General features: G+C 65.3%; 22 protein-coding genes. 3 read left to right on the forward strand and 19 right to left on the reverse strand.

Features of this window, described 5'->3' with window-relative positions; all coding sequences use genetic code 11:
- The first annotated feature begins 44 nt into the window (after positions 1-44).
- Positions 45-2,288, forward strand: a complete 2,244-nt coding sequence (locus U1H99_RS19605; protein ID WP_323143395.1) for a TonB-dependent receptor — start codon at positions 45-47, stop codon at positions 2,286-2,288.
- A gap of 12 nt (positions 2,289-2,300) precedes the next feature.
- Here U1H99_RS19605 and U1H99_RS19610 read toward each other — a convergent pair whose 3' ends face one another.
- Both U1H99_RS19610 and U1H99_RS19615 read right to left on the reverse strand, forming a co-directional pair.
- Complete coding sequence (locus U1H99_RS19610) at positions 2,301-3,221, reverse strand: SPFH domain-containing protein (RefSeq protein ID WP_323143396.1); 921 nt, start codon at positions 3,219-3,221, stop codon at positions 2,301-2,303.
- Between the two features lie 40 nt (positions 3,222-3,261).
- Positions 3,262-3,690, reverse strand: a complete 429-nt coding sequence (locus U1H99_RS19615) for an NfeD family protein (RefSeq protein WP_323143397.1) — start codon at positions 3,688-3,690, stop codon at positions 3,262-3,264.
- A 222-nt stretch (positions 3,691-3,912) separates the two neighbouring features.
- On the opposite strand from U1H99_RS19615, the gene U1H99_RS19620 reads away from it, so the two are divergent.
- Positions 3,913-5,181: a GGDEF domain-containing protein gene (locus tag U1H99_RS19620; protein ID WP_323143398.1), complete on the forward strand. Its 1,269-nt coding sequence runs from the start codon at positions 3,913-3,915 to the stop codon at positions 5,179-5,181.
- Positions 5,182-5,186: 5 nt separating this feature from the next.
- On the opposite strand, the gene U1H99_RS19625 is transcribed toward U1H99_RS19620, so the two are convergent.
- From U1H99_RS19625 to ppsA, 3 genes are all read right to left on the reverse strand, one after another.
- The gene (locus tag U1H99_RS19625; protein WP_323143399.1) at positions 5,187-5,561 is read right to left on the reverse strand and encodes a hypothetical protein; all 375 of its coding nucleotides are present in this window, start codon (positions 5,559-5,561) and stop codon (positions 5,187-5,189) included.
- 83 nt (positions 5,562-5,644) lie between these two features.
- On the reverse strand, positions 5,645-6,769 hold the full coding sequence (locus U1H99_RS19630) for a hypothetical protein (protein WP_323143400.1): 1,125 nt from the start codon (positions 6,767-6,769) through the stop codon (positions 5,645-5,647).
- Between the two features lie 152 nt (positions 6,770-6,921).
- Positions 6,922-9,276 (reverse strand): phosphoenolpyruvate synthase, encoded by a 2,355-nt coding sequence (ppsA, locus tag U1H99_RS19635; RefSeq protein ID WP_323143718.1) that lies wholly within the window; start codon positions 9,274-9,276, stop codon positions 6,922-6,924.
- Between the two features lie 275 nt (positions 9,277-9,551).
- On the opposite strand from ppsA, the gene ppsR reads away from it, so the two are divergent.
- Entirely contained in the window at positions 9,552-10,400 is an 849-nt protein-coding gene (gene ppsR, locus U1H99_RS19640) for a posphoenolpyruvate synthetase regulatory kinase/phosphorylase PpsR (protein WP_323143401.1), read from the forward strand.
- 141 nt (positions 10,401-10,541) lie between these two features.
- On the opposite strand, the gene U1H99_RS19645 is transcribed toward ppsR, so the two are convergent.
- The 14 genes from U1H99_RS19645 to frr form a co-directional block, all read right to left on the reverse strand.
- Positions 10,542-11,780 carry an EAL domain-containing response regulator gene (locus U1H99_RS19645; RefSeq protein WP_323143402.1) on the reverse strand — a complete coding sequence of 413 codons (1,239 nt, stop codon included), beginning with the start codon at positions 11,778-11,780 and terminating at the stop codon, positions 10,542-10,544.
- Between the two features lie 78 nt (positions 11,781-11,858).
- Positions 11,859-12,647 (reverse strand): TrmH family RNA methyltransferase, encoded by a 789-nt coding sequence (locus U1H99_RS19650; RefSeq protein ID WP_323143403.1) that lies wholly within the window; start codon positions 12,645-12,647, stop codon positions 11,859-11,861.
- Positions 12,644-13,306, reverse strand: a complete 663-nt coding sequence (gene rnhB, locus U1H99_RS19655; protein WP_323143404.1) for a ribonuclease HII — start codon at positions 13,304-13,306, stop codon at positions 12,644-12,646. The genes U1H99_RS19650 and rnhB overlap by 4 nt, the downstream gene beginning before the upstream one ends.
- Positions 13,303-14,484, reverse strand: a complete 1,182-nt coding sequence (gene lpxB, locus U1H99_RS19660) for a lipid-A-disaccharide synthase (RefSeq protein ID WP_323143405.1) — start codon at positions 14,482-14,484, stop codon at positions 13,303-13,305. Before lpxB ends, rnhB begins: the two co-directional genes overlap by 4 nt.
- On the reverse strand, positions 14,468-15,268 hold the full coding sequence (lpxA, locus tag U1H99_RS19665; protein WP_323143406.1) for an acyl-ACP--UDP-N-acetylglucosamine O-acyltransferase: 801 nt from the start codon (positions 15,266-15,268) through the stop codon (positions 14,468-14,470). The genes lpxB and lpxA overlap by 17 nt, the downstream gene beginning before the upstream one ends.
- On the reverse strand, positions 15,268-15,783 hold the full coding sequence (gene fabZ / locus U1H99_RS19670) for a 3-hydroxyacyl-ACP dehydratase FabZ (RefSeq protein WP_323143407.1): 516 nt from the start codon (positions 15,781-15,783) through the stop codon (positions 15,268-15,270). Before fabZ ends, lpxA begins: the two co-directional genes overlap by 1 nt.
- Positions 15,780-16,838 (reverse strand): UDP-3-O-(3-hydroxymyristoyl)glucosamine N-acyltransferase, encoded by a 1,059-nt coding sequence (gene lpxD, locus U1H99_RS19675; RefSeq protein WP_323143408.1) that lies wholly within the window; start codon positions 16,836-16,838, stop codon positions 15,780-15,782. The genes fabZ and lpxD overlap by 4 nt, the downstream gene beginning before the upstream one ends.
- A gap of 90 nt (positions 16,839-16,928) precedes the next feature.
- The gene (locus U1H99_RS19680; protein WP_323143409.1) at positions 16,929-17,420 is read right to left on the reverse strand and encodes an OmpH/Skp family outer membrane protein; all 492 of its coding nucleotides are present in this window, start codon (positions 17,418-17,420) and stop codon (positions 16,929-16,931) included.
- Between the two features lie 53 nt (positions 17,421-17,473).
- On the reverse strand, positions 17,474-19,807 hold the full coding sequence (gene bamA / locus U1H99_RS19685) for an outer membrane protein assembly factor BamA (protein WP_323143410.1): 2,334 nt from the start codon (positions 19,805-19,807) through the stop codon (positions 17,474-17,476).
- Positions 19,808-19,949: 142 nt separating this feature from the next.
- Complete coding sequence (gene rseP / locus U1H99_RS19690; RefSeq protein WP_323143411.1) at positions 19,950-21,290, reverse strand: RIP metalloprotease RseP; 1,341 nt, start codon at positions 21,288-21,290, stop codon at positions 19,950-19,952.
- A gap of 33 nt (positions 21,291-21,323) precedes the next feature.
- Complete coding sequence (gene ispC / locus U1H99_RS19695) at positions 21,324-22,493, reverse strand: 1-deoxy-D-xylulose-5-phosphate reductoisomerase (RefSeq protein WP_323143412.1); 1,170 nt, start codon at positions 22,491-22,493, stop codon at positions 21,324-21,326.
- 103 nt (positions 22,494-22,596) lie between these two features.
- On the reverse strand, positions 22,597-23,424 hold the full coding sequence (locus U1H99_RS19700) for a phosphatidate cytidylyltransferase (RefSeq protein WP_323143413.1): 828 nt from the start codon (positions 23,422-23,424) through the stop codon (positions 22,597-22,599).
- Positions 23,424-24,182 carry a polyprenyl diphosphate synthase gene (gene uppS / locus U1H99_RS19705; protein WP_323143414.1) on the reverse strand — a complete coding sequence of 253 codons (759 nt, stop codon included), beginning with the start codon at positions 24,180-24,182 and terminating at the stop codon, positions 23,424-23,426. The genes U1H99_RS19700 and uppS overlap by 1 nt, the downstream gene beginning before the upstream one ends.
- Before the next feature lie 136 nt (positions 24,183-24,318).
- Positions 24,319-24,879, reverse strand: a complete 561-nt coding sequence (frr, locus tag U1H99_RS19710; protein WP_323143415.1) for a ribosome recycling factor — start codon at positions 24,877-24,879, stop codon at positions 24,319-24,321.
- Positions 24,880-24,892: the final 13 nt, after the last annotated feature.

Consider the following 24,892-nt stretch of genomic DNA (forward strand, 5'->3'; position numbering starts at 1 on the left):
GGCGGATATAATGAGAATTATTCTCATCAACAAGAAAAATTGCAATGAAGAAGTCCGCTCGCGCCACCGCCGTCCTATCCCTTACCCCGATCGCATTCGGCGCCCTGCTGCTGGCAGCCGGTGCCGCGTCGGCCCAGACCGCCGCCGCACCGGCCGAGGCGCAAGCCGCCGATGGCACCCAGGCGAAAGTCGCCACCGTGGTCGTCAGCGCCTCGGCCGACGCCTCCGCGCAAGGCCTGCCGCCCGCCTACGCCGGCGGCCAGGTGGCGCGCGGCGGCCGTATCGGCCTGCTGGGCAACGTCGACATCATGGACACCCCGTTCAATGCCACCAACTACACTGCTGCCCTGATCCAGGACCAGCAGGCGCGCAGCGTGGCGGACGTGGTACAGAACGACCCGTCGGTGCGCGTGGCGCGCGGCTTCGGCAATTTCCAGGAGCTGTACGTGATCCGCGGCTTCGCCGTGAATTCCGACGACATGGCCTGGAACGGTTTATATGGCCTGCTGCCGCGCCAGTTCGTGGCGTCCGAACTGCTCGAGCGCGTCGAAGTCTTCCGCGGCGCCAACAGCTTCATCAACGGTGCGGCACCGGGCGGCGGCGGCATCGGCGGCCTGGTTAACGTGGTGCCGAAACGCGCGCCCAACGCCGACCTGAACCGGGTGACGGTGGGCGTCGAGAGCGGCGGCCAGGGCTATGCCGCGATCGACGTGGCGCGCCGCTTCGACAATAACCGCGCCGGCATCCGCATCAATGCCGCACGCCGCGACGGCGACACCGCGGTCGACCGCGAATCGCGCGAGCTGAACGTGTTCTCGGTCGGCCTCGACTACCGCGGCGACAACTACCGCCTGTCGGCCGACGTCGGCTTCCAGGAACACAAGCTGGACAACCCGCGCCCGAGCGTCACGCCCGGCTTCGGTCTGGCCATCCCGCGCGCGCCGGAAGCCGACAGCAATTTCGCCCAGCCCTGGACCCGCTCCAACGAGCGCGACACCTTCGGCAGCGTGCGCGGCGAAGTCGACCTGGCGCCGAACGTCGTGGCCTGGGCCGCCGTCGGCGCCCGCAACGGCAGCGAATTCAACGCGCTGGCCTCGCCGACCACGGTCGACAATGCCGGCGGCGCCACCATGTACCGCTTCGACAACTACCGCTACGACCAGATCCGCACCGGCGAGATCGGCGTGCGCGGCACGCTGCATACCGGCAGCGTCAAGCACACGATCAGCGCCAGCGCCTCGGCCTTCGAGCTGAAGTCGCGCAATGCCTACGGCACCAGCGCCTTTACCGGCTGGAACACCAATCTGTACCGTCCGGTCGACGTGCCGCCGCCCGCGCCCACCTTCTTCACCGGCGGTTCGATGGACGCGCCGCTCGTCACCGCCAAGACGATCCTGGGCAGCTACGCAATTGCCGACACCATGGCCTTCCTCGACGACCGCGTATTGCTGACCGTCGGCGCGCGCCACCAGCACATCAAGAATTTCGGCTACGACTACAACAGCGGTGTGCAGAATTCGGCGTACGACAAGAGCGAAGTCACGCCGGTGGCCGGCATCGTCTACAAGCCGCTGAAGAACCTGTCGGTCTATGCCAATTACATCGAGGCCTTGCAGCAGGGACCAGTGGCAGCCGGCGCCACCGTCAACCCGGGACAGTTGGGCGAAATCTTCGCACCCTTCGTCTCCCGCCAGAAGGAAATCGGCGTCAAGTACGACAGCGGCAAGCTGGGCATGAGCGCTGCGCTGTTCAGCACTGCGCAGCCCCTGTCCGCCGTTAGGTTTGCGGCACCGGAAGACAAGTTCGGCGAGTTCGGCGTATTCGGCGAACAGCGCAACCGGGGCCTGGAACTGTCGGTGTTCGGCATGCCCGCGAAAGGCGTACGGGTGCTGGGCGGCCTGACGCTGCTCGACGCGGAGCAGCGCCGGACCGGCGTCGCCGGCACCGAGGGCAAGGATGCGATCGGCGTCCCGGATACCCAGCTGAACATCGGCGGCGAATGGGATGTCGCTGGTGTGCCGGGCCTGTCGCTGAATGCACGTGCGCTGTACACCGCAAAGCAGTATGCCGATGCAGGCAATACCCAGCAGCTGCCGTCCTGGACCCGCCTCGACATCGGCGCCAACTACCTGACCCGCTTCATGGACCGCGACGTGACGCTGCGCGCGCGCATCGACAACCTCACCGGCCGCAATTACTGGGCATCGGCCGGCGGCTACCCGGGTTCCAGCTACCTGGTACTGGGCGCGCCGCGCACGGTGAACGTGTCGGCAACGGTCGATTTCTGATGACTGCTGCGCTTACTTCTGTGATTTGACGATCTGCAGCGCACTCGCAATCAACCCGCTCATGTCGCCCAGGTCGGCCGGCACGATGATCGAATTGTTGGTCTTGGCCAGCTTGCCGAACGCATCGACGTAATGCTCGGCCACGCGCAGGTTGACGGCGTCCATGCCGCCCGGGCTGCGGATCGCGTCGCCGACCTGGCGCAGTGCCGCCGCGCTGGCGTCGGCCAGCGCCACGATCGCCGAAGCCTCGCCCTGGGCGCGGTTGATGGCCGCCTGGCGTTCGCCTTCCGAGCGCGCGATCGCCGCTTCGCGCTCGCCCGAGGCGATGTTGATCTGCTCCTGGCGCCGGCCTTCCGAGGCCGCGATCAGCGCGCGCTTCTCGCGCTCGGCCGTGATCTGGCGCTGCATCGAGTGCAGGATCTCGGCCGGCGGGGTCAGGTCCTTGATCTCGTAGCGCAGCACCTTGACGCCCCAGTTGGCGGCCGATTCGTCGATCGCGTTGACGATGGTGGTGTTGATGTGGTCGCGCTCCTCGAAGGTCTTATCCAGTTCCATCTTGCCGATCACCGAACGCAGCGTGGTCTGCGCCAACTGGGTGATCGCCTGGATGTAGTTCGAGGACCCGTAGGAGGCGCGCATGGCGTCGGTCACCTGGAAGTACAGGATGCCGTCCACCTGCAGCTGGGTATTGTCGCGCGTGATGCAGACCTGCGGCGGCACGTCGAGCGGGATCTCCTTCAGGCTGTGCTTGTAGGCGATGCGGTCGATGAAGGGCACCACGATGTTCAGGCCCGGCGCCAGCGTCGCGTGGTACTTGCCGAGCCGTTCGACCACCCAGGCGTGCTGCTGGGGCACCACGTTGATGGTCTTGAAGACGAACACGAGCGCGATAATGAAGATGACCAGCGCGACGGTACCGAATGAGAATTCCATGTGCTCCCCTGATGTTATCGTTGTAAATCGGTGTTGCGGATCACGCGTCGGCGACGACCAGCCGGCTGCCCAGCACTTCGACGATGCGAAACTCGCCGGCGTGCGGCGTCGCGCCCTGCCCCAGCTCCACATCCCATAATGCACCGCGGTACATCACGCGCGCACGGCCGTTTTCCCAGGCCGGCACCGTCACGCGCTCGCCGATGTCGAGGTTGACGTTGCGGTCGCGCGTGGCGGCGCGGGCGTCGAGGCGCCCGCGGCCGAAGCGCGAACGGTGCAGCAGTCCGGTGGCGATGACGCCGACCGCACCGGCGGCGATCGCCTGCACCGGCAGCCCGGCGCCGGCCAGCGCCACCAGGCTGCCGGCCACCAGGCCGATCGCGATCATGAGCAGATAAAAGGTCCCGGTGAACAACTCCAGGATCACCAGCACGCCGGCGCTCGCCAGCCAGCCGATCCAGTCAGCCATGGTCTCCTCCTGTTCAGACAGCAAAAACCCCCGACTCCCGGAACGAGCGACGAGGGTTGGTTTGGATATGCAGCAACAAACCCAGTGTATCGTGTCGGCGCGCAGAGTCAACATATGCATGCCAAACGGACAACCTCGCGTCTGTGACATGAATATTAACTGACTTGATGTTCAATAAACACCCTGCATAGCTGCAATTTTGATACCATTCGGCAATTCCCCATGATCACCGGGCGCTGCGGCGCCTGCCGTTATGTTCGCCACGCCTTGCCCGAAGCCGCGCCCATGCTGAGCGCCGCCAGCCTGTTCCTTGTCATGATGGCCTTGTCGGTCGTGATGCTCCTGGTCTTGTCCTCGCAGACGCACAGCGGCGCCAAGGGTATCCGCGAATGGATCATCGCGAATGCGCTGGCGGTCGCCGCCATGCCGCTGTTCGCCGCGCGCGGCTACATTTCCGGTCTGCTGTCGATCGAGCTGGCCAACGCCCTCCTGGTCGGCACCTCGGTCATGATGTATGCCGGCTTCCAGCGCCACCTGGGGCGCCGGGTGCCGTGGCGCGCGCTGGGCGGTTTTACGGCAGCGACCATGACTGGCGTGGTCACACTGCATTACGGGATCGATTCGACGCCGCTGCGCGTGGTCGTGGTGTCGCTGCTGCATGGCGGCCTGTGCATGGCGATGTGCGCCAGCGTCAGGCAGTCGCTGCCGGCGGCGACGCGCCGCTATCCCTACTGGTTCACGATCTGTGCCAGTTTCGCGGTCGGCATCGGCCTGTTCCTGCGCGCTGCGGCCTACGGTGCACGCGTGGCTGGCCTGCTGCCGCAATTCGACGTGCCGACTCTGGACCTGGTGTTCTTCGCCTGCGGCACGCTGTCGATCCCGACGCTGACGCTGGGCGCAGTCATGATGGCCAACGCCGAGATCATCGCGCGCGCCACCTACGCCGCCGACCATGACCACCTGACCGGCGCGCCGTCGCGCCGCGCCTTTTTCGCCGTGGCCGAACGCGAATGCGCCCAGGCCTGGCGCACGCCGGCGGCGCTGTCCCTGTTGCTATTCGACGTCGACCACTTCAAGCGCATCAACGATACCCACGGCCACGCGGCCGGCGACCGGGTGCTGGTGGAAATCGTCGAGCGCACCCTCGGTATCCTGCGGCACCGCGACTACTGCGGCCGCCTCGGCGGCGAGGAATTTGCCGTGCTGCTGCCGGCGACGGCGGGCGACACGGCGCTGCACGTGGCCGAGCGCCTCCGCGCCGCGCTGCAGCGCGCGCCGCTGGCCGCCGCCGAACGCGGCCCGGAGCGCAGCACGGCCGGTGCCATCGGCTACACGGTCAGCATCGGCGTGGCCACCCTGGTGCCGGGCGAAACCATCGCCAGCCTGCTGTCGCGTGCCGATACCGCCCTGTATGCCGCCAAGGCGGGCGGGCGCAACCGCGTCGTGGCCGCGGCCGCCGGCGTCTACGGCATGGAACGACGGCGCGCCTGAGCGCCTCAGTCCCGTTTCTCTGCGTGGCGCGCCACGACCTTGCCGACGGCGTCGTTCCCGCCCTCGACCTTGCAGCCGCGGGTGCAGCGCCCGTAGGCATCGTCACAGGCACCGTTGCGCGCCATGCGGCGATGCTGGTAACCCGACTGCTCCAGGGAGCCATTGTCGCTCGAGCGCATCTGCACCTGGGCGGTGCGCGCGAACGGGTTCTTTTCCGCGGTATCGGTCGGCAGCATGCCTTCCTTCTTCTCGGTGGCCTTGACGTTGGCCAGGCACTGGGTTTTTTCGGACGTACACATCGACTTGCAGAAGGCCGGTTCCTCGGCAAAACCGGCGGTGGACAATCCAAGCAAGGTCATCAATAAGGCGGGGCGTTTCATCGGATCCTTCGGAAAAGTTACACGATTTATACAAGGAGGGTTTCCGAAAGAATAACGCATTGACGCAACTTGGAAAGATGCTGTTACAAAGAAGAAATCTTTGTACCGCTTTCATCTGCTGTCTTGAATTTGCAGTCCTCGACTGAAAACGCGAGCCGGTCGCCGACACGCCTGGCCACGGACACGTGCCCATCCTCCATGTAGACGACGCCGAGCGTATTCTCGAAGCCGGCACAGCTGCCGCCTTGCCGGTATTCCAGCGCGACCAGTGTCGACGTGGCGTAGGGTTGGACTTGCGGCGCCACGCGGCCCAAGGCATCGTAGACCATGACGAAAGCGAAGATGACGGCGACGGTCGATATCGGCCTCACGAACACCGACATATCGTCGAGGACGACTGCCAGGCCGTTCGGCACCTTGTCGTTGGGCGGCCGTTTTCCGTTCGCCAGCCGGTACCAGAGCAGCCTGAGTCTTTCGCGCCAGTGCTGGCCGGTGAGCGTGCCCAGGTGGCCTGCGATTATGGTCCCAAAGGCGAACAGCACCATGCCCAGCATCTGCAGCACCGCGACCACGCATAGCAGGAAAATGCCGAACAGCCAGTACATGACAGGCAGCAGGACGGCGGCAAGGATCGCGGTCGACTCGATCAGGTATTTCGGATCGATATGCGTGACCGAGTGAATCCACCCCTTGGCCTTGATGATCGCCAGGGCCAGCAGCACTGCACCAAACGACACGGAAAAGATCTTGCCCAGCATGTCGCTCCACAGCCGGCGTATCAGCCAGGTGCCGCGCGTGCCGATATCCACCACCCCGGCGCTGAACAGCAGGGCGATGCACAGCAGCATGCTGGCATGGCCGGCCGCCTTGTAGCCGCCCAGCGTGGCCGCCGTCGACAGAAATCCTGTTCCCAAGGCAGCCGCATGCAGGAACTGGATGGCGGGCGGCACGCGCAGGAACTTCCGCGTCGGCGGAATGGCATGCAGGACACGACGCGCAGCCGCTGTCCACAGCGATGGGAACAGCGTGCAGGCACGAACGACAAAAGCTGTGCCGAGGCCGATTATCAGCGCCAGGCCAGCCAGGGCGAAAGGATCCTTATTTGGCGAACCCAGCGCCAACATCAGGAAGGCAAGCAGGCCGGCAACGACGGCGGCAATACGTGAAAAAATGCGCATTGGATATCCGGTAAGTGATGAAAGCTTCATAGCTTATCGACCGGATGGCCACGCTTATTGATGGGCGTCTGGCCGGCGAGATTGACTGAAATGTAGCACAACGCTACCGATGCGCATGAAAAAGACGAAAAAAAGCCCTCCGGCCCGATCGGGGCGGAGGGCTTTCCTGGGTCAAGCCGTGATTACATCGCAGCCAGCTTCTGCCAGGTCTCGACCACCGAGTCCGGATTCAGCGACATCGACTCGATGCCCTCTTCCACCAGCCACTGCGCGAAGTCCGGGTTGTCGGACGGCCCCTGGCCGCAGATGCCGACATACTTGCCCTGCTTCAGGCAGGCCTTGATAGCCAGGCTCAGCATGGCTTTCACGGCCGGGTCGCGCTCGTCGAAGTCCTTGGCGAGCAGCTCCATGCCCGAGTCGCGGTCCAGGCCCAGCGTCAGCTGCGTCAGGTCGTTGGAACCGATCGAGAAGCCGTCGAAGTACTGCAGGAATTGCTCGGCCAGGATGGCGTTGGACGGCACTTCGCACATCATGATCACGCGCAGGCCGTTCTCGCCGCGCTTCAGGCCGTACTTGGCCAGCAGGCCGATGACCTTCTCGGCCTGGCCCAGGGTGCGCACGAACGGGATCATGATCTCGACGTTAGTCAGGCCCATTTCTTCACGCACGCGCTTCATGGCCAAGCATTCCATCTCGAAGGACTCGGCGAAGTCCTCGGCCAGGTAGCGCGCGGCGCCGCGGAAACCCAGCATCGGGTTTTCCTCGTCCGGCTCGTAGCGCGAACCACCGATCAGCTTCTTGTACTCGTTCGACTTGAAGTCGGACAGGCGCACGATGACCGGCTTCGGCCAGAACGCGGCGGCGATGGTCGCCACGCCTTCGGTCAGCTTGTCGACGTAGAAGGCGCGCGGCGACGCGTGGCCGCGGGCCACCGATTCCACCGCCTTCTTCAGGTCGGCGTCGATGTTCGGGTACTCGAGGATCGCTTTCGGGTGCACGCCGATGTTGTTGTTGATGATGAACTCGAGACGCGCCAGGCCGACGCCGCCGTTCGGCACCGACTGGAAGTCGAAGGCCAGCTGCGGGTTGCCGACGTTGAGCATGATCTTGGTCTTGATCGGCGGCAGTTCGCCGCGCACGGTTTCCGTGACTTCGGTCTCGAGCAGGCCGTCGTAGATGCGGCCTTCGTCGCCTTCGGCGCACGAGACGGTGACGAAGGTGCCGTCCTTCAGCACGTCGGTGGCGTCGCCGCAGCCGACCACGGCCGGCACGCCCAGCTCACGCGCGATGATCGCCGCGTGGCAGGTACGGCCGCCGCGGTTGGTGACGATCGCAGAGGCGCGCTTCATGACCGGTTCCCAGTTGGGGTCGGTCATGTCGGCGACCAGCACGTCGCCCGGCTGCACGCGCTCCATTTCCGACGGGTCGCTGATGACGCGCACCGGACCGGCGCCGATCTTCTGGCCGATCGCGCGGCCGCTGGTCAGCACGGTACCGGTGCCCTTCAGCTGGAAGCGCTGCTGGGCATCGGTCGCCTTCTGCTGCGACTTCACGGTTTCCGGACGCGCCTGCAGGATGTACAGCTTGCCGTCGCGGCCGTCCTTGCCCCACTCAATGTCCATCGGGCGGCCGTAGTGCTTCTCGATGATCACGGCGTACTTGGCCAGCTCGACGACTTCGTCGTCGGTCAGCGAGTAGCGGTTGCGCTGTTCGATCGGCACGTCGACGGTCTGCACCGAGCGGCCGGCCTTGGCTTCCTTGGTGAATTCCATCTTGATCAGCTTGGAGCCGATGTTCTTGCGGATGACGGGTTTCTTGCCCTGCTCCAGCATCGGCTTGTGGACGTAGAACTCGTCCGGGTTGACCGCGCCCTGCACCACGGTTTCGCCCAGGCCATAGCTGGAGGTGACGAAGACGACGTCCTTGAAGCCCGACTCGGTGTCGATGGTGAACATCACGCCGGCCGCACCGGTATCGGAACGCACCATGCGCTGCACGCCGGCCGACAGTGCCACGTCGGCGTGGATGAAGCCTTTATGCACGCGGTAGGAGATCGCGCGGTCGTTGTACAGCGACGCGAACACGTGCTTCATGGCTTCGAGCACGTTGTCGATGCCGACCACGTTCAGGAAGGTTTCCTGCTGGCCCGCGAAGGAGGCGTCCGGCAAGTCTTCGGCGGTCGCCGACGAGCGTACGGCGAACGACATCTCGGTTTCGGAGTCGGCCACCAGGCGCTCGTAGAATTCGCGGATCTCCTGTTCCAGGCGTGGCTGGAACGGGGTCGAGAAGATCCACTCGCGGATTTCGGCGCCAGCCGCGGCCAGGGCGCGCACGTCGTCGACGTCCAGGCTTTCCAGGCGCAGTTCGATGCGCTGGCCCAGCGAGGGGCCACCGTCGGCGCTGTGGCGCAGGAAGTCGCGGAAGGCTTCGGCCGTGGTGGCAAAGCCGCCCGGCACGCGCACGCCGGCCTCGGCCAGCTGGCTGATCATTTCGCCGAGCGAAGCGTTCTTGCCGCCGACCGACTCGACGTCGGTCATGCGCAGCTGCTCGAAGGGCGCGACGTACACGCCCTCGCCGGTTTTTGGATCGGGTACTGCCAATGCTGCAGTCGACAGGTTAGTCATGATAAAAACACCTTCTTTGATGATGGAAATCTGTGCGGTTGGCTGGCAGGCGGGATTTATTCTTATTCTTTGTTATTCTTCGCGTGCAGAGCCGAACCCAATATTCGTTGCAGAGCATTTTACCGCGTGTGCGCCCGGCACACTGTGCGGTGACTGCAACTTTGTTATTATCTTATCAAAAAATTACCATGATTTCAGAGAGCACCCCAGCGACGCCGACCATCCCGCGTACCGTCTTCTTCGTGTCCGACGGCACCGGCATCACGGCCGAAACCTTCGGCCACGCGGTGCTGAGCCAGTTCGAGATGCGCTTCCGCCAGATCCGCCTGCCCTTCATCGACACCATCGAGAAGGCGCACGAGGCGGCGCGCCGCATCAACGAGGTGGCCTTGAGCGACAACCAGCGTCCGATCGTGTTCTCGACCCTGGTCAAGCACGACCTGTCGAGCGTGATCCGGGCCGCGCAAGGCATGCACATGGACCTGTTCCAGACCTTCGTTGCGCCGCTCGAGCAGGAATTGCAGGTCAAGTCGACCCACACGATCGGCCGCATCCACAACGTGGTCGACACCGAGGAATACAAGAACCGCATCGAAGCCATCAACTTCTCGCTGGCGCACGACGACGGCCAGTCGCACAAGAACCTGGCCGACGCCGACGTGATCCTGGTCGGCGTGTCGCGCTCGGGCAAGACCCCGACCAGCCTCTACCTGGCGATGCAGTACGGGATCAAGGCCGCCAACTATCCCTTGATTCCGGACGATTTCGAGCGCGGCCGGCTGCCCTCGGCGCTGCCGCAGTTCAAGCACAAGCTGTTCGGATTGACGATCACGCCCGAGCGCCTGGCCGAGATCCGCAACGAGCGGCGGGCGGGCAGCAAATATGCGTCGATCGAGAATTGCCGCTACGAGGTGAACGAGGCCGAGATGCTGATGAAGCGCGAGGGGATCCGCTGGCTGTCGTCGACCACCAAGTCGATCGAGGAGATTTCGACGACCATCCTTCAGGAGATCAAGCCGGATCGGCGGGAGTATTGAGAGTCAGACCGCCGCCCCGACTACGGCCCGCGACCTGAAAACGTCATTCCCGCGCAGGCGGGAATCCAAGTTGCACGCGTGCCGGTAGCGCCTCAAACTTGGGTTCCCGCCTGCGCGGGAACGACGGATTGCAGGTAACGCTTAGAAAAAGTGCCGCCAGTCTTCCAGCCAGCCCGGGAAAGCCGCAGCCTCCATCGGATTGGCAATGTGGTACCCCTGCGCGTAGGTACACCCCAGCCCCTGCAGGAAATCCCAATCCTGGCGCGTCTCCACCCCGACCGCGCACGACATGCGGTCCAGGCTGTTCGCCAGCCCCAGGCAGGATTTCAGCACCGTGCCCAGCGGCCGCTTCTTGGACGCCCCGTCGACGAAGGAGCGGTCGATCTTCAGCTCCGAGAACGGAATCCGCGCCAGCAGCTGCAAATTCGAGCGCCCGGTGCCGTAGTCGTCGATCGCCAGCCCGAAGCCCATCATGCGCAGCCGCACCAGGCGTTCGATGAAATCGACGTCGAAGTCGAGGATAGCCGATTCGGTCATCTCGAAGGTCAGGTAGTCCGGCAGCACGCCGTGGCGCTTCATGCAGGCGCCGATCTGGCGCACGAAGTCGGGCTGGGCCAGCGTGGCCGGCGCCAGGTTCAGCGAGATCGAGATCGGGATGCCCTGGTCGTGGAAGCGGCGGCAGTGCTCGACCGACAGCTCGATCATGCTCCAGTCGAGGAAGTCGACGCGGCCGTTCTGTTCGAGGGCATCGATGAAGGCGGCCGGGCCCAGCACGCCGTGCTCGGGATGGCGCCAGCGCGCAAAGGTTTCCAGGCCCGTCACCTGGCCGGTTGCCAGTTCGATCTTGGGCTGGAAGAAGGGTTCGAATTCGCGCCGCTGCAGCCCGACGCCGACCTCGGCGAAGCTGAAGCTGGGATGGGAAACCGGCTTCGCCTCTGCCGCGCCTGCGCGCCGGAGCGGCTGGTAATTGTCGAGCAGCGCCTTGAGCTTGGCCGCGTTGACCGGCTTGGCGATGGTGCCCAGCAGGTCGACGCCGTGCGCCTGCACCAGCGTCTCGACCGAGAACAGCACGCCGGGCGGCTGCGCGCCGGTGACGATCAGGCGCACGCTGGAGCCCAGCGCGGCGATCGCCCGCAGCAGTTCCATGCCGTCCATGCCGCCCAGGCCCAGGTCGAGGATGGCGACGTCGATCTTCGGGCTGAAGCCGGCCTGCAGCGTGCGCAGCGCCATTGGGGCGTCCGGTACTTCGGTGACGCGGCTGGCGCCGAGCTGGGTGAGCGCGTCGGCGAGGGCGCGGCGCTGGACCGGGTCCGCCTCCGCGACCAGGAAGTGCAAGTTGGGCAGTTGCGGTGGCAGGTGCGGCATGTGGGCGGTGTCCATCTTGAGTCAATATTTCACAGGTGCAAGTACGAAGCGTAACCTGAACCGTGCATCAAGTCCATGCCCAGCGATCTTACTTCAGCCTCGCTGTTGCTGGCGCAGCTGTTCGAAGAAGCACACGGCGGCGCAGGCGGCCACGTTCAGCGACTCCACCTGCCCGGCATGCGGCACCGCCACGCGCCGGCTGGCCAGGTCCAGCAGTGCGGCGGACACGCCCTGCCCTTCATGGCCGAGCACCCAGGCGGCCGGCTGGCGCAGGTCGATGTCGTACAGGCGCTCGCTGGCATAGCCGCTGGTGGCCAGCACCGGCACCCCGGCGCCACGCACCAGCGCCGCCAGGTCGACGTTCTCGAAGATCTCGAGCACGAAGTGGGCGCCCATGGCGGCGCGCAGCACCTTGGGCGACCAGCAGAAGGCGGTGCCGGCGCTGCAATACACCTGCCGGATGCCGGCCGCGCCGGCGCTCCTCAGGATCGAGCCGACGTTGCCCGGATCCTGCACGCCGTCCAGCAGCACCGCCGATTGGCTCAAGACGGCAGGCTGGCGCGGGCGCGGCGTCTCGACCAGGAACACCAGGTTGACGCCATGCTCGACCTGGCTGATGGCGCCGAACAGCGCGTCCGGCAGCGCCGTCACCGGCGCGCCCGCAGCCTCGGTACGCGCCACGATGGCCGCGACTTCAGGATTGGCCAGCGCCCCTTCCGACACCACGCAGTGCAGCGGTGCGCCGTTCAGGTCCAGCCAGCTCTGGCACAGGTGGACGCCGTCGAGCAGGCTCTGGCCGGCCTTGCGCCGTGCCTGCGAACTGGTGGCCAGTCCCTTGAGTTCCTTGTAAAAGGCATTGTCGCGCGAACTGATGGTCTTCATGCGGCCGCGCTTTCGAACAGGTCGGGCTCCAGCAGCGCTCTCACCGGCGCAAACGAGCGGCGGTGCACCGGGCACGGGCCGTGCAGGCGCAGGCGCTCCAGGTGCAGCGCGGTCGAGTAGCCCTTGTGCTGGTCGAACGCGTATTCCGGGTAGGCGGCGTGCAGCGCGACCAGGGCGGCGTCGCGCGCGGTCTTGGCCAGGATCGAGGCGGCCGAAATCGCATGCACCTTGTCGTCGCCCTCGACCACCGCATGGGCGCGGATGGTCGACACCGTGAATTGCGGGCAGCGGTTGCCGTCGATCAGGGCGATGGTCGGCAGCGTGTGCAGCGCTTCCACCGCGCGCCGCATCGCCAGCATGGTCGCCTGCAGGATGTTGATGGTGTCGATCTCGTGATGCGAGCACTCGGCGATGGCCCAGGCCAGCGCGTGTTCCTTGATGATCGGAGCCAGCTCGTCGCGCCGCGCCTCGGTCAGCTTCTTGGAGTCGCGCAAGCCCTCGATCGGACGGCTCGGGTCGAGGATCACGGCGGCCGCGTACACCGGCCCGGCCAGCGGACCGCGTCCGGCCTCGTCCACGCCGCAGACGAGGTCGTCGAGCGTGAACGGGCGGTTCTTGGCCGGGAGGCCCGGGTAGAAATCGAACTTCTTCTTTCTCATTTTGCTTTACCTATTACCTTCAGCACCGCGTCGGCACTCAGGCCGGCACTGTCGCGCAGCAGGCTGTGATGCATGTCCAGGAAGCGCTGCTGCAGGCGCACCCGGTTGTTCTCGTCGGTCAGCTGGACCCAGAGCGCGTCCGCCAGCGCTTCCGGCGTGGCCGCGTGCTGCAGGAATTCCGGCACCACGAACTCGCGCGCCAGGATGTTCGGCAGGCCGATCCACGGCAGGTAGCCCATGTGGCGGATGATCATCCATTCGGCCGGCAGCACCTTGTACGCGATCACCATCGGCTTCTTGTACAGCGCCACCTCGAGCGTCGCCGTGCCGGACGCCGCCAGCACCGCATCGGCGGCGGCGATACAGTCGTGCGACTGGCCATCCACCAGCGTCAGGGGCACGTCCCGCAGGCCGGCCTGGTCCCTCAGCTGCATAAAATACGCCTTTTGGCGCTCGCCCGCCATCGGCGCGATGAAACGCACCGCGCCGTTGCTGCCATCGCGCCGCGCCAGCAGTTGCACCGTGCGCAGGTAAGGCTCGGTCAGGTACTTGATTTCCGACATGCGGCTGCCCGGCATGACGGTGACCACCTTCGCATCCTGCGGGATGCCGAGGCTGCGCCGCGCTCCGGCCACGTCCGGCTGCAGCGGGATCTGTTCCGCCAGCGGGTGGCCGATGTAGGTTGCCGGCACGCCGGCGGCGCGGTACAGCGCTTCCTCGAACGGGAAGATCAGCAGCATGTGCGACACCGCGCGCTGGATCTTCTTGATGCGGCCGCCGCGCCAGGCCCAGATCTGTGGCCCGACGAAGTGCACGGTCGGGATGCCGGCGCTGCGCAGCTGCTCTTCCAGCCCGAGGTTGAAACCGGGGTAGTCGGCACCGATGAAGGCGGCCGGCCGCTCGGCCAGCAAGCGGTCGCGCAGCGTATTCTGGATGCCTTTCAGTTCGCGGTAGCGCAGCAGCACCGGCAGCAGGCCGCGCACGGTGAGCGTTTCCATCGCGACGTCGGACACCAGGCCCTGCTCGTGCATGCGCGGGCCGCCGATGCCGCTGAAGGCCACGCCGGGCAGGCGCGGCTGCAGGCCGGCCATCAGCCGGGCGGCCAGCATGTCGCCGGAGACTTCGCCGGCCACCAGGGCCAGTGAAGTCCGGCCCGGCACGTCAGCGGACGATGCCACGGCTGCTGGTGCCGAGGAATTCGCGCATCGCGCGGATGTACGGCGCGGCGCCGGTTTCCACCGCGCCGGCGGCGGCTTCCTCTTCCGCCAGCTTGGCCTTGGCCTCTTCCAGCGTCAGGCCGGAGCGGTAGATGTGCTTGTAGGCGGTGCGCAGGCCGTTGATCTGCTCGCGCGTGAAGCCGCGGCGCTTCAGGCCTTCGATGTTGATGCCGTGGGCCTCGGCCGGATTGCCCGAGACCAGCACGAACGGCGGCACGTCCTGGGTCAGGCTGGTGTACATGCCGATAAAGGCATGCTCGCCGATCTTGCAGAACTGGTGCACGCCGCAGTAGCCCGACAGGATCGCCCAGTCGCCCACGTGGACGTGGCCGGCCAGCTGGGCGTTGTTCGAGAAGATCGTGTTGCTGCCGACGCGGCAATCGTGCGCCAGGTGGGTGTAGGCCGACATCCAGTTGTCGTCGCCGAGCGAGGTCACGCCTTCGTCCTGCGTCGTACCGGTATTGAAGGTACAGAATTCGCGGATCGTGTTGCGGTCGCCGATCACCAGGCGGGTCGGCTCGCCGGCCCACTTCTTGTCCTGCGGCTGGGCACCGAGGGACGCGAACTGGAAGATGTGGTTGTCCTTGCCGATCGTCGTGTGTCCCTCGATGACCACGTGCGGTCCGACGCGGGTGCCGGCGCCAATGCGCACGTTGGCACCGACGATGGAGTACGGGCCGACCTCGACCGAGCTGTCCAGCTCGGCCTTGGGATCGACGATCGCGCTTGGGTGGATCTTGCTCATTACTGCCCCGCTGCGGCGCCGTTCGCCGATTCATTGGCGCGGATGGTGCACATCAGGTCGCCTTCCACCGCCACCTTGCCGTCGACGCTGGCGGTGGCCTTGTATTTCCAGATGCCGCGCGAGGTGCGCACGATCTCGACGGTCATGACCAGCTGGTCGCCCGGCTCGACCGGACGCTTGAAGCGCGCGTTGTCGATGCCGACGAAGTAGACCACCGAATTCTCGTCCGGTTTCACGTTCATGGTCATGAAGGACAGGATGGCGGCGGTCTGGGCCAGCGCTTCGATCATCAGCACGCCCGGCATCACCGGCTTGTGCGGGAAGTGGCCGTTGAAGAATTCTTCGTTGACGGTGACGTTCTTGATGGCGGTGATGGTCTTGCCGATCTCGTAGTCGACCACGCGGTCCACCAGCAGCAGCGGGTAGCGGTGCGGCAGGTATTCCTTGATTTCATTGATGTTGAGTACCTTCGTGCCCAGGATCTTCGATTCGCTCTTGGTCTGTTCAGTCGTCATTTTTGTTCTGTAGCTTCCGTCAGTTGTTTGATCTGTTTTTCCAGCGTCCGCATTTTCTCGCGCATCGTGTTCAGGTTGCGCACGATCGCCGCGCTCTTTTCCCATTCCGCATTCTTGGCCATCGGGTAGAAGCCGGTGTATTGCCCCGGCTCCAGCACCGAGCGCGATACCATCGTGCCCGAGGAGATGTGGACGTTGTCGGCGATTTCCAGGTGGCCCAGCACCATCGCTGCGCCGCCGAAGGTGCAATTCTTGCCGATCCTGGCGCTGCCGGCTACCCCCACGCAGCCCGCCATCGCGGTATTCGCGCCGATATGGCAGTTGTGGCCGATCTGTATCTGGTTGTCGAGCTTGACGCCATCCTCGATGACGGTGTCGGCCAGGGCGCCGCGGTCGACCGTGGTGTTGGCGCCGATGTCGACGTCGTCGCCCATCAGGACGCGCCCGGTCTGCGGGATCTTGATGTACACGCCATTTTCGCGCGCGAAACCGAAGCCGTCGGTGCCGATCACGGCGCCCGAGTGCAGGATGCCGCGCTTGCCGATCTTGCAACCGGCATGGAAGGTCACGTTGGCAAACAGTTCGGTGCCTGCGCCGATCTCGGCGTCGCGGCCGACGAAGCAGCCGGCGCCGATCACCACGCCGGCCCCGACGATGGCGCCGGCTTCGATCACGGCGTTGGGGCCGACGTGGGCGCTCGGGTCCACCTGTGCGCTCTCGTGCACCACGGCGCTGGGGTGGATGCCGGGCGCCGGCACGATCGCGTCGAGGTCCGCGAAGTACTGGGCAACGCGCGCGAAGTAGGCGTAGGGATTGGTGGTGACGATGCGCGCGCCTTCGTAGGTCGCGGCCACGGTCTGGTCGTCGAGCGGCGCGACGATCAGCGCGGCCGCCCCGCTCTGCGCGGCCAGTGCACGCAATTTGCTGTTGCTGAGAAAACTGATGTGCGAAGCGCCGGCGCTGTCGAGCGGTGCGATGCCCTGAACCTCGAGGTTCGGGTCGCCTACCAGCTGACCGCCGAAGCGTTCGACCAAATCACCCAGGCGAGTGCCCATGTGGTCGTTCCTTCTTTGAAAAAAATAATGCCGGCCCGAGATCGGAGCCCAATGCTGTTCCGACCAGGGTACCGGCACGCCGCCTTCCAGTTATTTGTCGAGCAGCTTGAGAATCTTGTCAGTGATGTCGATGCGCGGGCTGGTCCAGACGGCTTCCTGCAGCACCACGTCGAGGTGTTCCTGTTCCGCGACCTGCTCGATCAACTTGAACGCCTTTTGCGCGATCGCGGCGCGCTCTTCGTTCTTGCGCTGGAACAGGTCCTCATTGTACTCGCGCTGCATGCGCTGCATGTCTTTTTCCATGTCGAGCAGCTCGCGCGTACGTCGGGTGCGATCGAGATCGGTGAGCTTCGGCGCCTCTTCGTCGAACTTCTCGCGCGCGCTCTTGAAGCGCTGCGCCATGTCGTCGACCTGTTTCTGGCGCTTCGAGAACTCGGCCTGCATCTTGGCGTCGGCCGCCTTGGCCAGCTTCGATTCCGTCATCAGCCTTTCGGTGTAGACGAAACCGATGCGGCCCTGAGCCGTTTGCGCCTGCGCGTGGGCGCCAGCCACCGCCAAGGCGGAGACGGCGATCATCGTCATTATCAGGCGCTGCGGCAGAGGGGCTTTCACGATCTTAAACATAACACTCCCGGTCAGAAGCCGGTACCCATCTGGAACTGGAAGCGTTCCAGGCGGTCGCCCGGCTTGGCATTCAAGGGCTTAGCATAACTCAACTTGAGCGGTCCCACCGGGGAAATCCACGACAGGCCGATACCTGCCGAGTAGCGCAGCTCCGAGGCGCGCATCTTCTGGCCTTCCTGGTACACCTGGCCGCCGTCGGCGAAGGTGAACCAGCGCAGGCTGCGGTCGGTGCCGCTGCCCGGGAACGGGAACTGCAGCTCGGCGTTGCCGATGAGGCGCTTGGCGCCGCCCAGCGCGTCCAGCGTGTACGGGTCGACGATACCCAGCGACGAACTCTCGTAGCCGCGCACCGAACCGATACCGCCGCCGTAGAAGTTCTTGAAGACCGGGTAGGCGTGGCTGCCGATGCCCGAACCGTAGTCGAGCTCGCCCTTCAGCGCCAGCGTCATCCAGCGCGTGATCGGACGGTACCACTGGTGTTCGTAGATCGCGCGGTAGTACTTGGCATCGCCGAACAGGTCGACCTCGAGGTTGGCGCGCTGGTAGCGGCCACGGGTCGGGGTCACCGTGCTGTCGCGCGAGTCGCGGCCCCACGCCACCGTCAGCGGGATCGCATTGGTGGTCGCGGTGCCGATACCGCTCGACGGACCGCCGTTCTGCGCCACGAAGGTCTTGTACAGGGTCGGCGAGCTGGTGTCGGTTTCGAGCTTGGTGCGCTCGACGCCGGCGCCGAAGAAAACCGTGTCGTTTTCCGAGAACGGCACGCCGAAGGTCATGTTGGCGCCCTGCTGGCGCACCGTGTACGAACCGATGTTCAGTGCCGGCGGACGCGAGGTGCGCAGGTAGACCTGGAACGCGCGCGAGATGCCCTCGTCGGTGAAGTACGGGTTGGTCTGCGCGACCGAGATCGTGCGGTTGTATTTACCGGTATTCAGCTCGAGGCCGATCGTGTTGCCGCTGCCGGCGAAGTTGGCCTGCGTGATCGACGCCGTGAAGGTGAACTTTTCGGCCTGCGAGAACGCGCCGCCGACCATGAAGTTGCCGGTCGGGCGTTCGGTGACGGCGATGTTGACGTCGACCTGGTCGGTGGTGCCCTGCGATTCCGGGGTCTCCACCGTCACGTCCTTGAAGTAGCCGAGACGGTCGACGCGGTCGCGCGACATCTTCACGCGGTTCGGGTCGTACCACGAGCTCTCGAACTGGCGGAATTCGCGGCGGATCACTTCGTCGCGGGTGACGGTGTTGCCCGAGATCGTCATGTGGCGCACGTAGGCGCGCTTGCCCGGATCGACGAAGAAGGTGAAGGTAACTTCGCGCTTGGCCTGGTCGATTTCCGGGTTGCCGGTGACGTTGGCGAAGGCGTAGCCGAAGCTCGCCAGGCGGTCGGAAATACGCTTGTTCGAGGCTTCCAGCAGTTCGCCCGAGAAGGTCGCACCCGGCTGCAGCAGGATCAGGTTGCGCAGTTCCTGCTCGCGGCCGAACATCTCGCCATCCATCTTGATGCCCTTGACGGTGTACTTCTCGCCTTCGGTGATGTTGATGGTGAGATAGATGTCCTTCTTGTCCGGCGTGATCGCGACCTGGGTCGAATCGACCGCCACCTCGAGGTAGCCGCGGTTCAGGTAGAAGGACTTGATGTTTTCCAGGTCGCCGGTCAGCTTCTGCTTCGAGTACTGGTCGGCCTTGGAGTACCAGGTCAGCCAGCCCGAGGTCGACAGCTGCAGCACCCGGCGCAGTTCCTTGTCGCTGAAGGCCTTGTTGCCGACGATGTTGATGCCCTTGATCTTGGCGACGTCGCCCTCGTCCACGTTGAACATGACGTTCACGCGGTTGCGCTCGATCGGGGTCACGGTGGTGGTGATCTTGACGCCGTACAGGCCGTGCGACAGGTACTGGCGCTTGAGCTCCTGCTCGGCGCGGTCGACCGAGGCCTTGTCGAAGATCTTGGTCTCGCCGACGCCGATGTCCTTCAGCGCCTTGACCAGCATGTCCTTCTCGAATTCCTTCGTGCCGGTGAAGTCGACGGTATTGATGGCCGGACGTTCCTCGACCAGCACCACCAGCACGCCGTTCTCTTCCTCGAGGCGCACGTCCTTGAAGAAGCCGGTCGCGTACAGGGCCTTGATCGCCGCGGTGCCCTTGTCGTCGTCGAAGGTCTCCCCCACGCGCACCGGCAGGTAGCTGAACACCGTGCCTGCCTCGGTCCGCTGGATGCCTTCGACCCGGATGTCCTTGACGACGAATGGCGCCACGGCCAGGGCATGGCCGGAACAGAAGGCCAGCACGGCGGCGCCGATCAGTCGACGGGTGAAAGGCAAGACAAGACGATCAGGATGTAATTTCATTGGCAAAATCAATGGGTCAGTCAAGGGCACGAGTAAAACCGCCTGCGCGACGGTTTTCCAGGGTGCCCGGTTGGACAAGGTACATGTTCTGCGCCCGCGCTTATGCCGCCTCGAGGCAGGGAATCCGTATCGATGTCCCGTTTCAAAGCGGCCGCACCAGGTCGTTGAAGACGGCAAGCGCCATCAGCATGAACAGCAGGCCCGCCCCAACCCGCTGCGCCATCTCGGCGAAGCGCTCGGACAAGGGGCGTCCGGTCAAAACTTCCAGCGAATAATACAGCAAATGGCCACCATCCAGAATGGGAATTGGTAACAGATTCATTATGCCAAGACTGATACTGACAAAGGCAATAAACTCCAGAAATGGCTCTACGCCGTAGCTTGCGGCCTGGTTCGCGACCTTGGCGATGGTGATCGGGCCTGTTACATTCTTTAAGGACGCTTCCCCGACAATCATCTTGCCAATCATCTTGAGCGTCAGCGTCGCGGTCTCCCAGGTGCGCTGCACGCCGCGTCCCAGCGCGTCGAACAGGCCGGCGCGCACGGTCACCATCTCGGGCGACTGGGCCAGCATCACGCGCGCCAGGCCTTCGCCGCTGCGCGCGTCGCGCTCCGGGCTCAAGACCACGCGCAGCGGCTGGCCGCCACGCTCGACGTCGAGCTGCACGGCGCGGCCGGGGGCGGCGCCGATGGCGCGCTTGAAGTCGACGAAGTCGGCCAGCGGCTTGCCGTCGACCGCCACCAGCACGTCGCCCTTGCGCAGGCCGGCGCGCGCGCCGGGACCGTCGGGCAGTACCTGGTCGATCGACGGACGCGGGCGCCACATCGGCATGCCCAGGGTCGTCATGACGTCGCTGTCGACGTCGAGCGCGGCGACGCGCGCGGCCGGCAGCACCGCGCGGTAGCTGTCGCCGCGGGCGCCGCGCAGCGTCAGGTCGGCTTCGCGCTTGTCCATGGCGGCGCGGATGATTTCCCAGCGCAGTTCTGTCCAGGCATTGACGGGCCGGCCGTTGACGGCGGTGACGGCGTCGCCGCCACGGATACCGGCCTGGTAGGCCACGCTGTCGGTCGCCATCGCGCCCAGGCGCGTGCCCGGTTCGTCCTTGCCATGCATGTACAGGCCGGCGATGACGACGATCGCCAGCAGGAAGTTGGCGAGCGGGCCGGCGGCGACGATGGCGATGCGCTTCCACACGTTCTGGCCGGTGAACTCGCGCGCCCGGTCGGCGTCAAGGATCGGCCCCGTGGTCGGGTCGCGCCTGTCGAGCATCTTGACGTAGCCACCGATCGGCAGCGCCGACACCGCCCATTCCGTCTGATCCGGCCCGAAGCGGCGCGACCACACGACGCGGCCCATGCCGATCGAGAAGCGCAGCACCTTGACCCCGCACAGGCGCGCCACTGCGTAGTGGCCCAGCTCATGGAAGATGACCAGGGGGCCGAGCGCCAGCACGAAGGCCAGCGCCATCTGAATGACATTCATTGCCCTACTCCCTCAAATGAATCAAGACGCGTATCAATGCGCGCCAACGATCGCCTCGGCGGCCGCGCGCGCGCGCGCATCCTGGGCCATCACGGCCTCGATGCTGGAGGCGGCGCCGTGCGGATTATCGTCCATCACGCGGCGCACCACGCGGTCGATGTCGCGGAAGCCGATGCGGCGGTCCAGGAAAGCCTGCACCGCCACCTCGTTCGCCGCGTTCAGCAGGGCCGGCGCGGTGCCGCCGGCGCGCAAGGCGTCGAAAGCCAGTGCCAGGCAGGGGAAGCGCGCGAAATCGGGCTGGTGGAACTGCAGCGCCGACCAGGCGGTGAGGTCGAGCGGCGCCACGCCGGACACGATGCGCTGCGGATAGGCCAGCGCGTGCGCGATCGGGGTGCGCATGTCGGGGTTGCCCAGCTGCGCCAGCACCGAACCGTCGGCATACGACACCATCGAGTGGATCACGCTCTGCGGATGGATCAGCACCTCGATGCGGTCGGCTGGGGCGCCGAACAGCCAGTGGGCCTCGATCACTTCCAGGCCCTTGTTCATCATGGTGGCCGAGTCGACCGAGATCTTGCGTCCCATCGACCAGTTCGGGTGCTTGCACGCCTCTTCCGGCGTGACATCCTCCAGCGTCTCGACCGCGCGCTGCAAGAAGGGGCCGCCGGATGCGGTCAGCAGGATCTTCGAGACGCCGGCCGCGTCGAGATCGCGCGCATAGTGGGCGGGCAGCGACTGGAAGATCGCATTGTGCTCGCTGTCGATCGGCAGCAGGGTCGCCTTGTGCTCGCGCACCGCGTCCATGAACAGCTGGCCGGACATCACCAGCGCTTCCTTGTTGGCCAGCAGGACCTTCTTGCCGGCGCGCGCGGCGGCCAGGGTCGGCGCCAGGCCGGCGGCGCCGACGATGGCGGCCATCACGGTGTCGGTGTCGGCACTGGACGCGATTTCGCACAGCGCGGCCTCGCCATAATCGACGTCGATGGCGAGGTCGGCCAGCAGTTCGCGCAGGCGCGCCGCCGCCTGCGCCGAGCCGACCACCGCGCGCTGCGGACGGAAGCGGCGGCACTGGGCCGCCAGTTCGTCGACGCGGCCATGGGCGCTGAGGGCGACCACGCGGTAGGTTTCAGGATGACGCGCCAGCACGTCGAGGGTCGAGACGCCGATCGAGCCGGTGGCGCCTAGGATGGTGATGCGTTGCATGGGGATTTCCATTAGAGGACGCAGCAGCGAAGACACGAATTTTGCACCGAAGTTGCAAAAACCTGAAGCCGCCTTGATGCCGCGTCCATGTCGAAGCGGACGATTACAGTCGCGAGCCGATCAGGGCAGCGAGGGGCAAGACCGGGATCAGGGCGTCGATACGGTCGAGCACGCCGCCGTGGCCGGGCAGCAGGTTGCTGCTGTCCTTCATCTGGGCGCGGCGCTTGAGCTGGGATTCGAACAGGTCGCCGACCACGCTGGCGGCCGTCATCAGCACCAGGATCGCGATCAGGGCCGGCCAGCCGAAGGCGTGCTGGACGCGCACCGCGAAGGTGTCGGCGAACGCCGGACCGCCGAAGGCGACCGTCAGCGACGCGATCGCCAGGACCGCGATGCCGCCGCCGATCGCGCCTTCCCACGACTTGCCCGGGGAGATGGTCGGCGCCAGCTTGCGCTTGCCGAAGGCCTTGCCGGCGAAATAGGCGCCGATGTCGGCCACCCAGACGATCGCCATCACCGACAGCAGGTACCACGGCGAATGCGAGAACAGGTCGACGATGGACGCGAAGCAGCCGACCACGGCGAAGCCGTAAACCAGGCTCAGCAGCGTGTTGGCGGGCGTGCCCAACGCGGGCAGCCCGGTCTTCAGCGACGGCACGAAGCGCGCGATCCACAGCGCCAGGCTGAGCGCCGCCCACACGGCCGTGTTGAGCTTGCCGAACTGCAGCGCGATGCCGAAGGCTACGGTCCAGATCACAGCGATGATGTGGGCGTTCTGGGTGCCCGGATTAAACAGGCGGAAACATTCCCAGATCGCGGCGCCGAAGAACACGGTCGCCACCAGCGCGAACGCCGTGAAGTTGTTGAAATAGAGTACTGGCAACAAAATGGCCAGCAGGACGACGGCGGTGACGACGCGGGTTTTCAGCATCAGCTTGTCTTGGCGTTGTTGGAAACTTGCTCGCCGGTGCGGCCGAAGCGGCGTTCGCGGCTCTGGTAGGAAGCGATCGCGGTATCCAGCGACGCGGGCGAGAAATCGGGCCAGAAGGCGTCTGTGAAGTACAGCTCGGAATAGGCCAGCTGCCACAGCAGGAAGTTCGAGATGCGCTCTTCGCCGCCGGTGCGGATGAACAGGTCCGGCTCGGGTGCGTAGGCCATGGCCAGGTGCGGCGCCAGCATCTCTTCGGTGAATTCGGTCACGCCCGGATTGGCGGCAATCATCTTGCTGGTGGCCTGCATGATGTCCCAGCGGCCGCCATAGTTGGCGCAGATGCTGACGGTCAGGCGGGTGTTGCCGGCGGTGCGGCGCTCGGCGTTCGCGATCATGTCCTGCAGCTTGGTATCGAAGCGCGACAGGTCGCCCACCACTTTCAGGCGGATGTTATTCGCGTGCATCTTGGACACTTCGCGCTCGAGCGCGCTGACGAACAGGCCCATCAGGTAAGACACCTCGTCGGCCGGACGGCGCCAGTTTTCCGAGGAAAATGCAAACAGCGTCAGGTATTCGACGCCGCGATCCACGCAGCTTTCGACGATCTTGCGCACGGCATCCACGCCCTTGACGTGGCCGGCGACACGCGGCAGCAGCCGTTTCGTTGCCCAGCGGCCATTACCATCCATGATGATGGCGATATGGCGCGGCACCGTCGGCGCTTCAGGTACTGCGGTGGTCGAACTTTTGAAAATCATAAATCAGGGAACACGGCGATAAAAATGGGCTGCAAGCAAAACAGAAGGAACGGCCCCAATAGGGAACGGACCGACCAGGCTATCCTGGCCGGTCCGCCTCGCGACAGGGAGGGCGCAAGCGCCCTCACCCGTCATCTTACACCGTCATGATCTCTTTTTCTTTCTCGACAACCATCTTGTCGATATCGGCGATGGCCTTGTCGGTCAGCTTCTGGACGTCTTCCGACGCGCGGCGCTCGTCGTCTTCCGAGATGGCCTTGTCCTTGACCAGCTTCTTGAGCTGCTCGTTGGCATCGCGGCGCACGTTGCGCACGGCGATCTTGCCGTCTTCGGCTTCCGACTTGACCAGCTTGACCATTTCCTTGCGGCGCTCTTCGGTCAGGGCCGGGGTCGGTACGCGGACCATTTCGCCGAAGGTCGACGGATTCAGGCCCAGGTCGGAGTCGCGGATCGCCTTTTCGATGGCGTTCAGCATTTTCTTCTCGTAGGGCGTGACGCCGATGGTACGGGCATCGATCAGGGTCAGGTTGGCCACCATCGGCAGCGCGGTCGGCGAACCGTAGTAGTCGACCGTCACGTGGTCGAGGATGCCGGTGTGGGCGCGGCCGGTGCGGACCTTGGCCAGGTCGGCCTTGAGGGTATCGATGGACTTCGCCATCTTGTCCTGGGCGGTTTTCTTTACGTCAGCGACGGACATGCTGCTCTCCTTG

Source organism: Massilia phyllosphaerae (assembly GCF_034659755.1).
GTDB classification, from domain to species: domain Bacteria; phylum Pseudomonadota; class Gammaproteobacteria; order Burkholderiales; family Burkholderiaceae_D; genus Telluria; species Telluria phyllosphaerae.

Bases quoted from the DNA above. Each gene is read 5' to 3' on its own strand.
- rseP (WP_323143411.1), bottom strand. From the start codon at position 21,290: ATGAATGTCATTCAGATGGCGCTGGCCTTCGTGCTGGCGCTCGGCCCC.
- U1H99_RS19615 (WP_323143397.1), bottom strand. From the start codon at position 3,690: ATGGCTGACTGGATCGGCTGGCTGGCGAGCGCCGGCGTGCTGGTGATC.
- U1H99_RS19610 (WP_323143396.1), bottom strand. From the start codon at position 3,221: ATGGAATTCTCATTCGGTACCGTCGCGCTGGTCATCTTCATTATCGCG.
- U1H99_RS19700 (WP_323143413.1), bottom strand. From the start codon at position 23,424: ATGCTGAAAACCCGCGTCGTCACCGCCGTCGTCCTGCTGGCCATTTTG.
- U1H99_RS19650 (WP_323143403.1), bottom strand. From the start codon at position 12,647: ATGAAGACCATCAGTTCGCGCGACAATGCCTTTTACAAGGAACTCAAG.
- U1H99_RS19630 (WP_323143400.1), bottom strand. From the start codon at position 6,769: ATGAAGCTTTCATCACTTACCGGATATCCAATGCGCATTTTTTCACGT.
- lpxD (WP_323143408.1), bottom strand. From the start codon at position 16,838: ATGGGCACTCGCCTGGGTGATTTGGTCGAACGCTTCGGCGGTCAGCTG.
- fabZ (WP_323143407.1), bottom strand. From the start codon at position 15,783: ATGACGACTGAACAGACCAAGAGCGAATCGAAGATCCTGGGCACGAAG.
- U1H99_RS19625 (WP_323143399.1), bottom strand. From the start codon at position 5,561: ATGAAACGCCCCGCCTTATTGATGACCTTGCTTGGATTGTCCACCGCC.
- ppsA (WP_323143718.1), bottom strand. From the start codon at position 9,276: ATGACCGACGTCGAGTCGGTCGGCGGCAAGAACGCTTCGCTCGGCGAA.
- U1H99_RS19620 (WP_323143398.1), top strand. From the start codon at position 3,913: ATGATCACCGGGCGCTGCGGCGCCTGCCGTTATGTTCGCCACGCCTTG.
- frr (WP_323143415.1), bottom strand. From the start codon at position 24,879: ATGTCCGTCGCTGACGTAAAGAAAACCGCCCAGGACAAGATGGCGAAG.
- ispC (WP_323143412.1), bottom strand. From the start codon at position 22,493: ATGCAACGCATCACCATCCTAGGCGCCACCGGCTCGATCGGCGTCTCG.
- U1H99_RS19605 (WP_323143395.1), top strand. From the start codon at position 45: ATGAAGAAGTCCGCTCGCGCCACCGCCGTCCTATCCCTTACCCCGATC.
- uppS (WP_323143414.1), bottom strand. From the start codon at position 24,182: ATGATTTTCAAAAGTTCGACCACCGCAGTACCTGAAGCGCCGACGGTG.
- lpxA (WP_323143406.1), bottom strand. From the start codon at position 15,268: ATGAGCAAGATCCACCCAAGCGCGATCGTCGATCCCAAGGCCGAGCTG.
- bamA (WP_323143410.1), bottom strand. From the start codon at position 19,807: ATGAAATTACATCCTGATCGTCTTGTCTTGCCTTTCACCCGTCGACTG.
- rnhB (WP_323143404.1), bottom strand. From the start codon at position 13,306: ATGAGAAAGAAGAAGTTCGATTTCTACCCGGGCCTCCCGGCCAAGAAC.
- U1H99_RS19680 (WP_323143409.1), bottom strand. From the start codon at position 17,420: ATGACGATGATCGCCGTCTCCGCCTTGGCGGTGGCTGGCGCCCACGCG.
- U1H99_RS19645 (WP_323143402.1), bottom strand. From the start codon at position 11,780: ATGGACACCGCCCACATGCCGCACCTGCCACCGCAACTGCCCAACTTG.
- ppsR (WP_323143401.1), top strand. From the start codon at position 9,552: ATGATTTCAGAGAGCACCCCAGCGACGCCGACCATCCCGCGTACCGTC.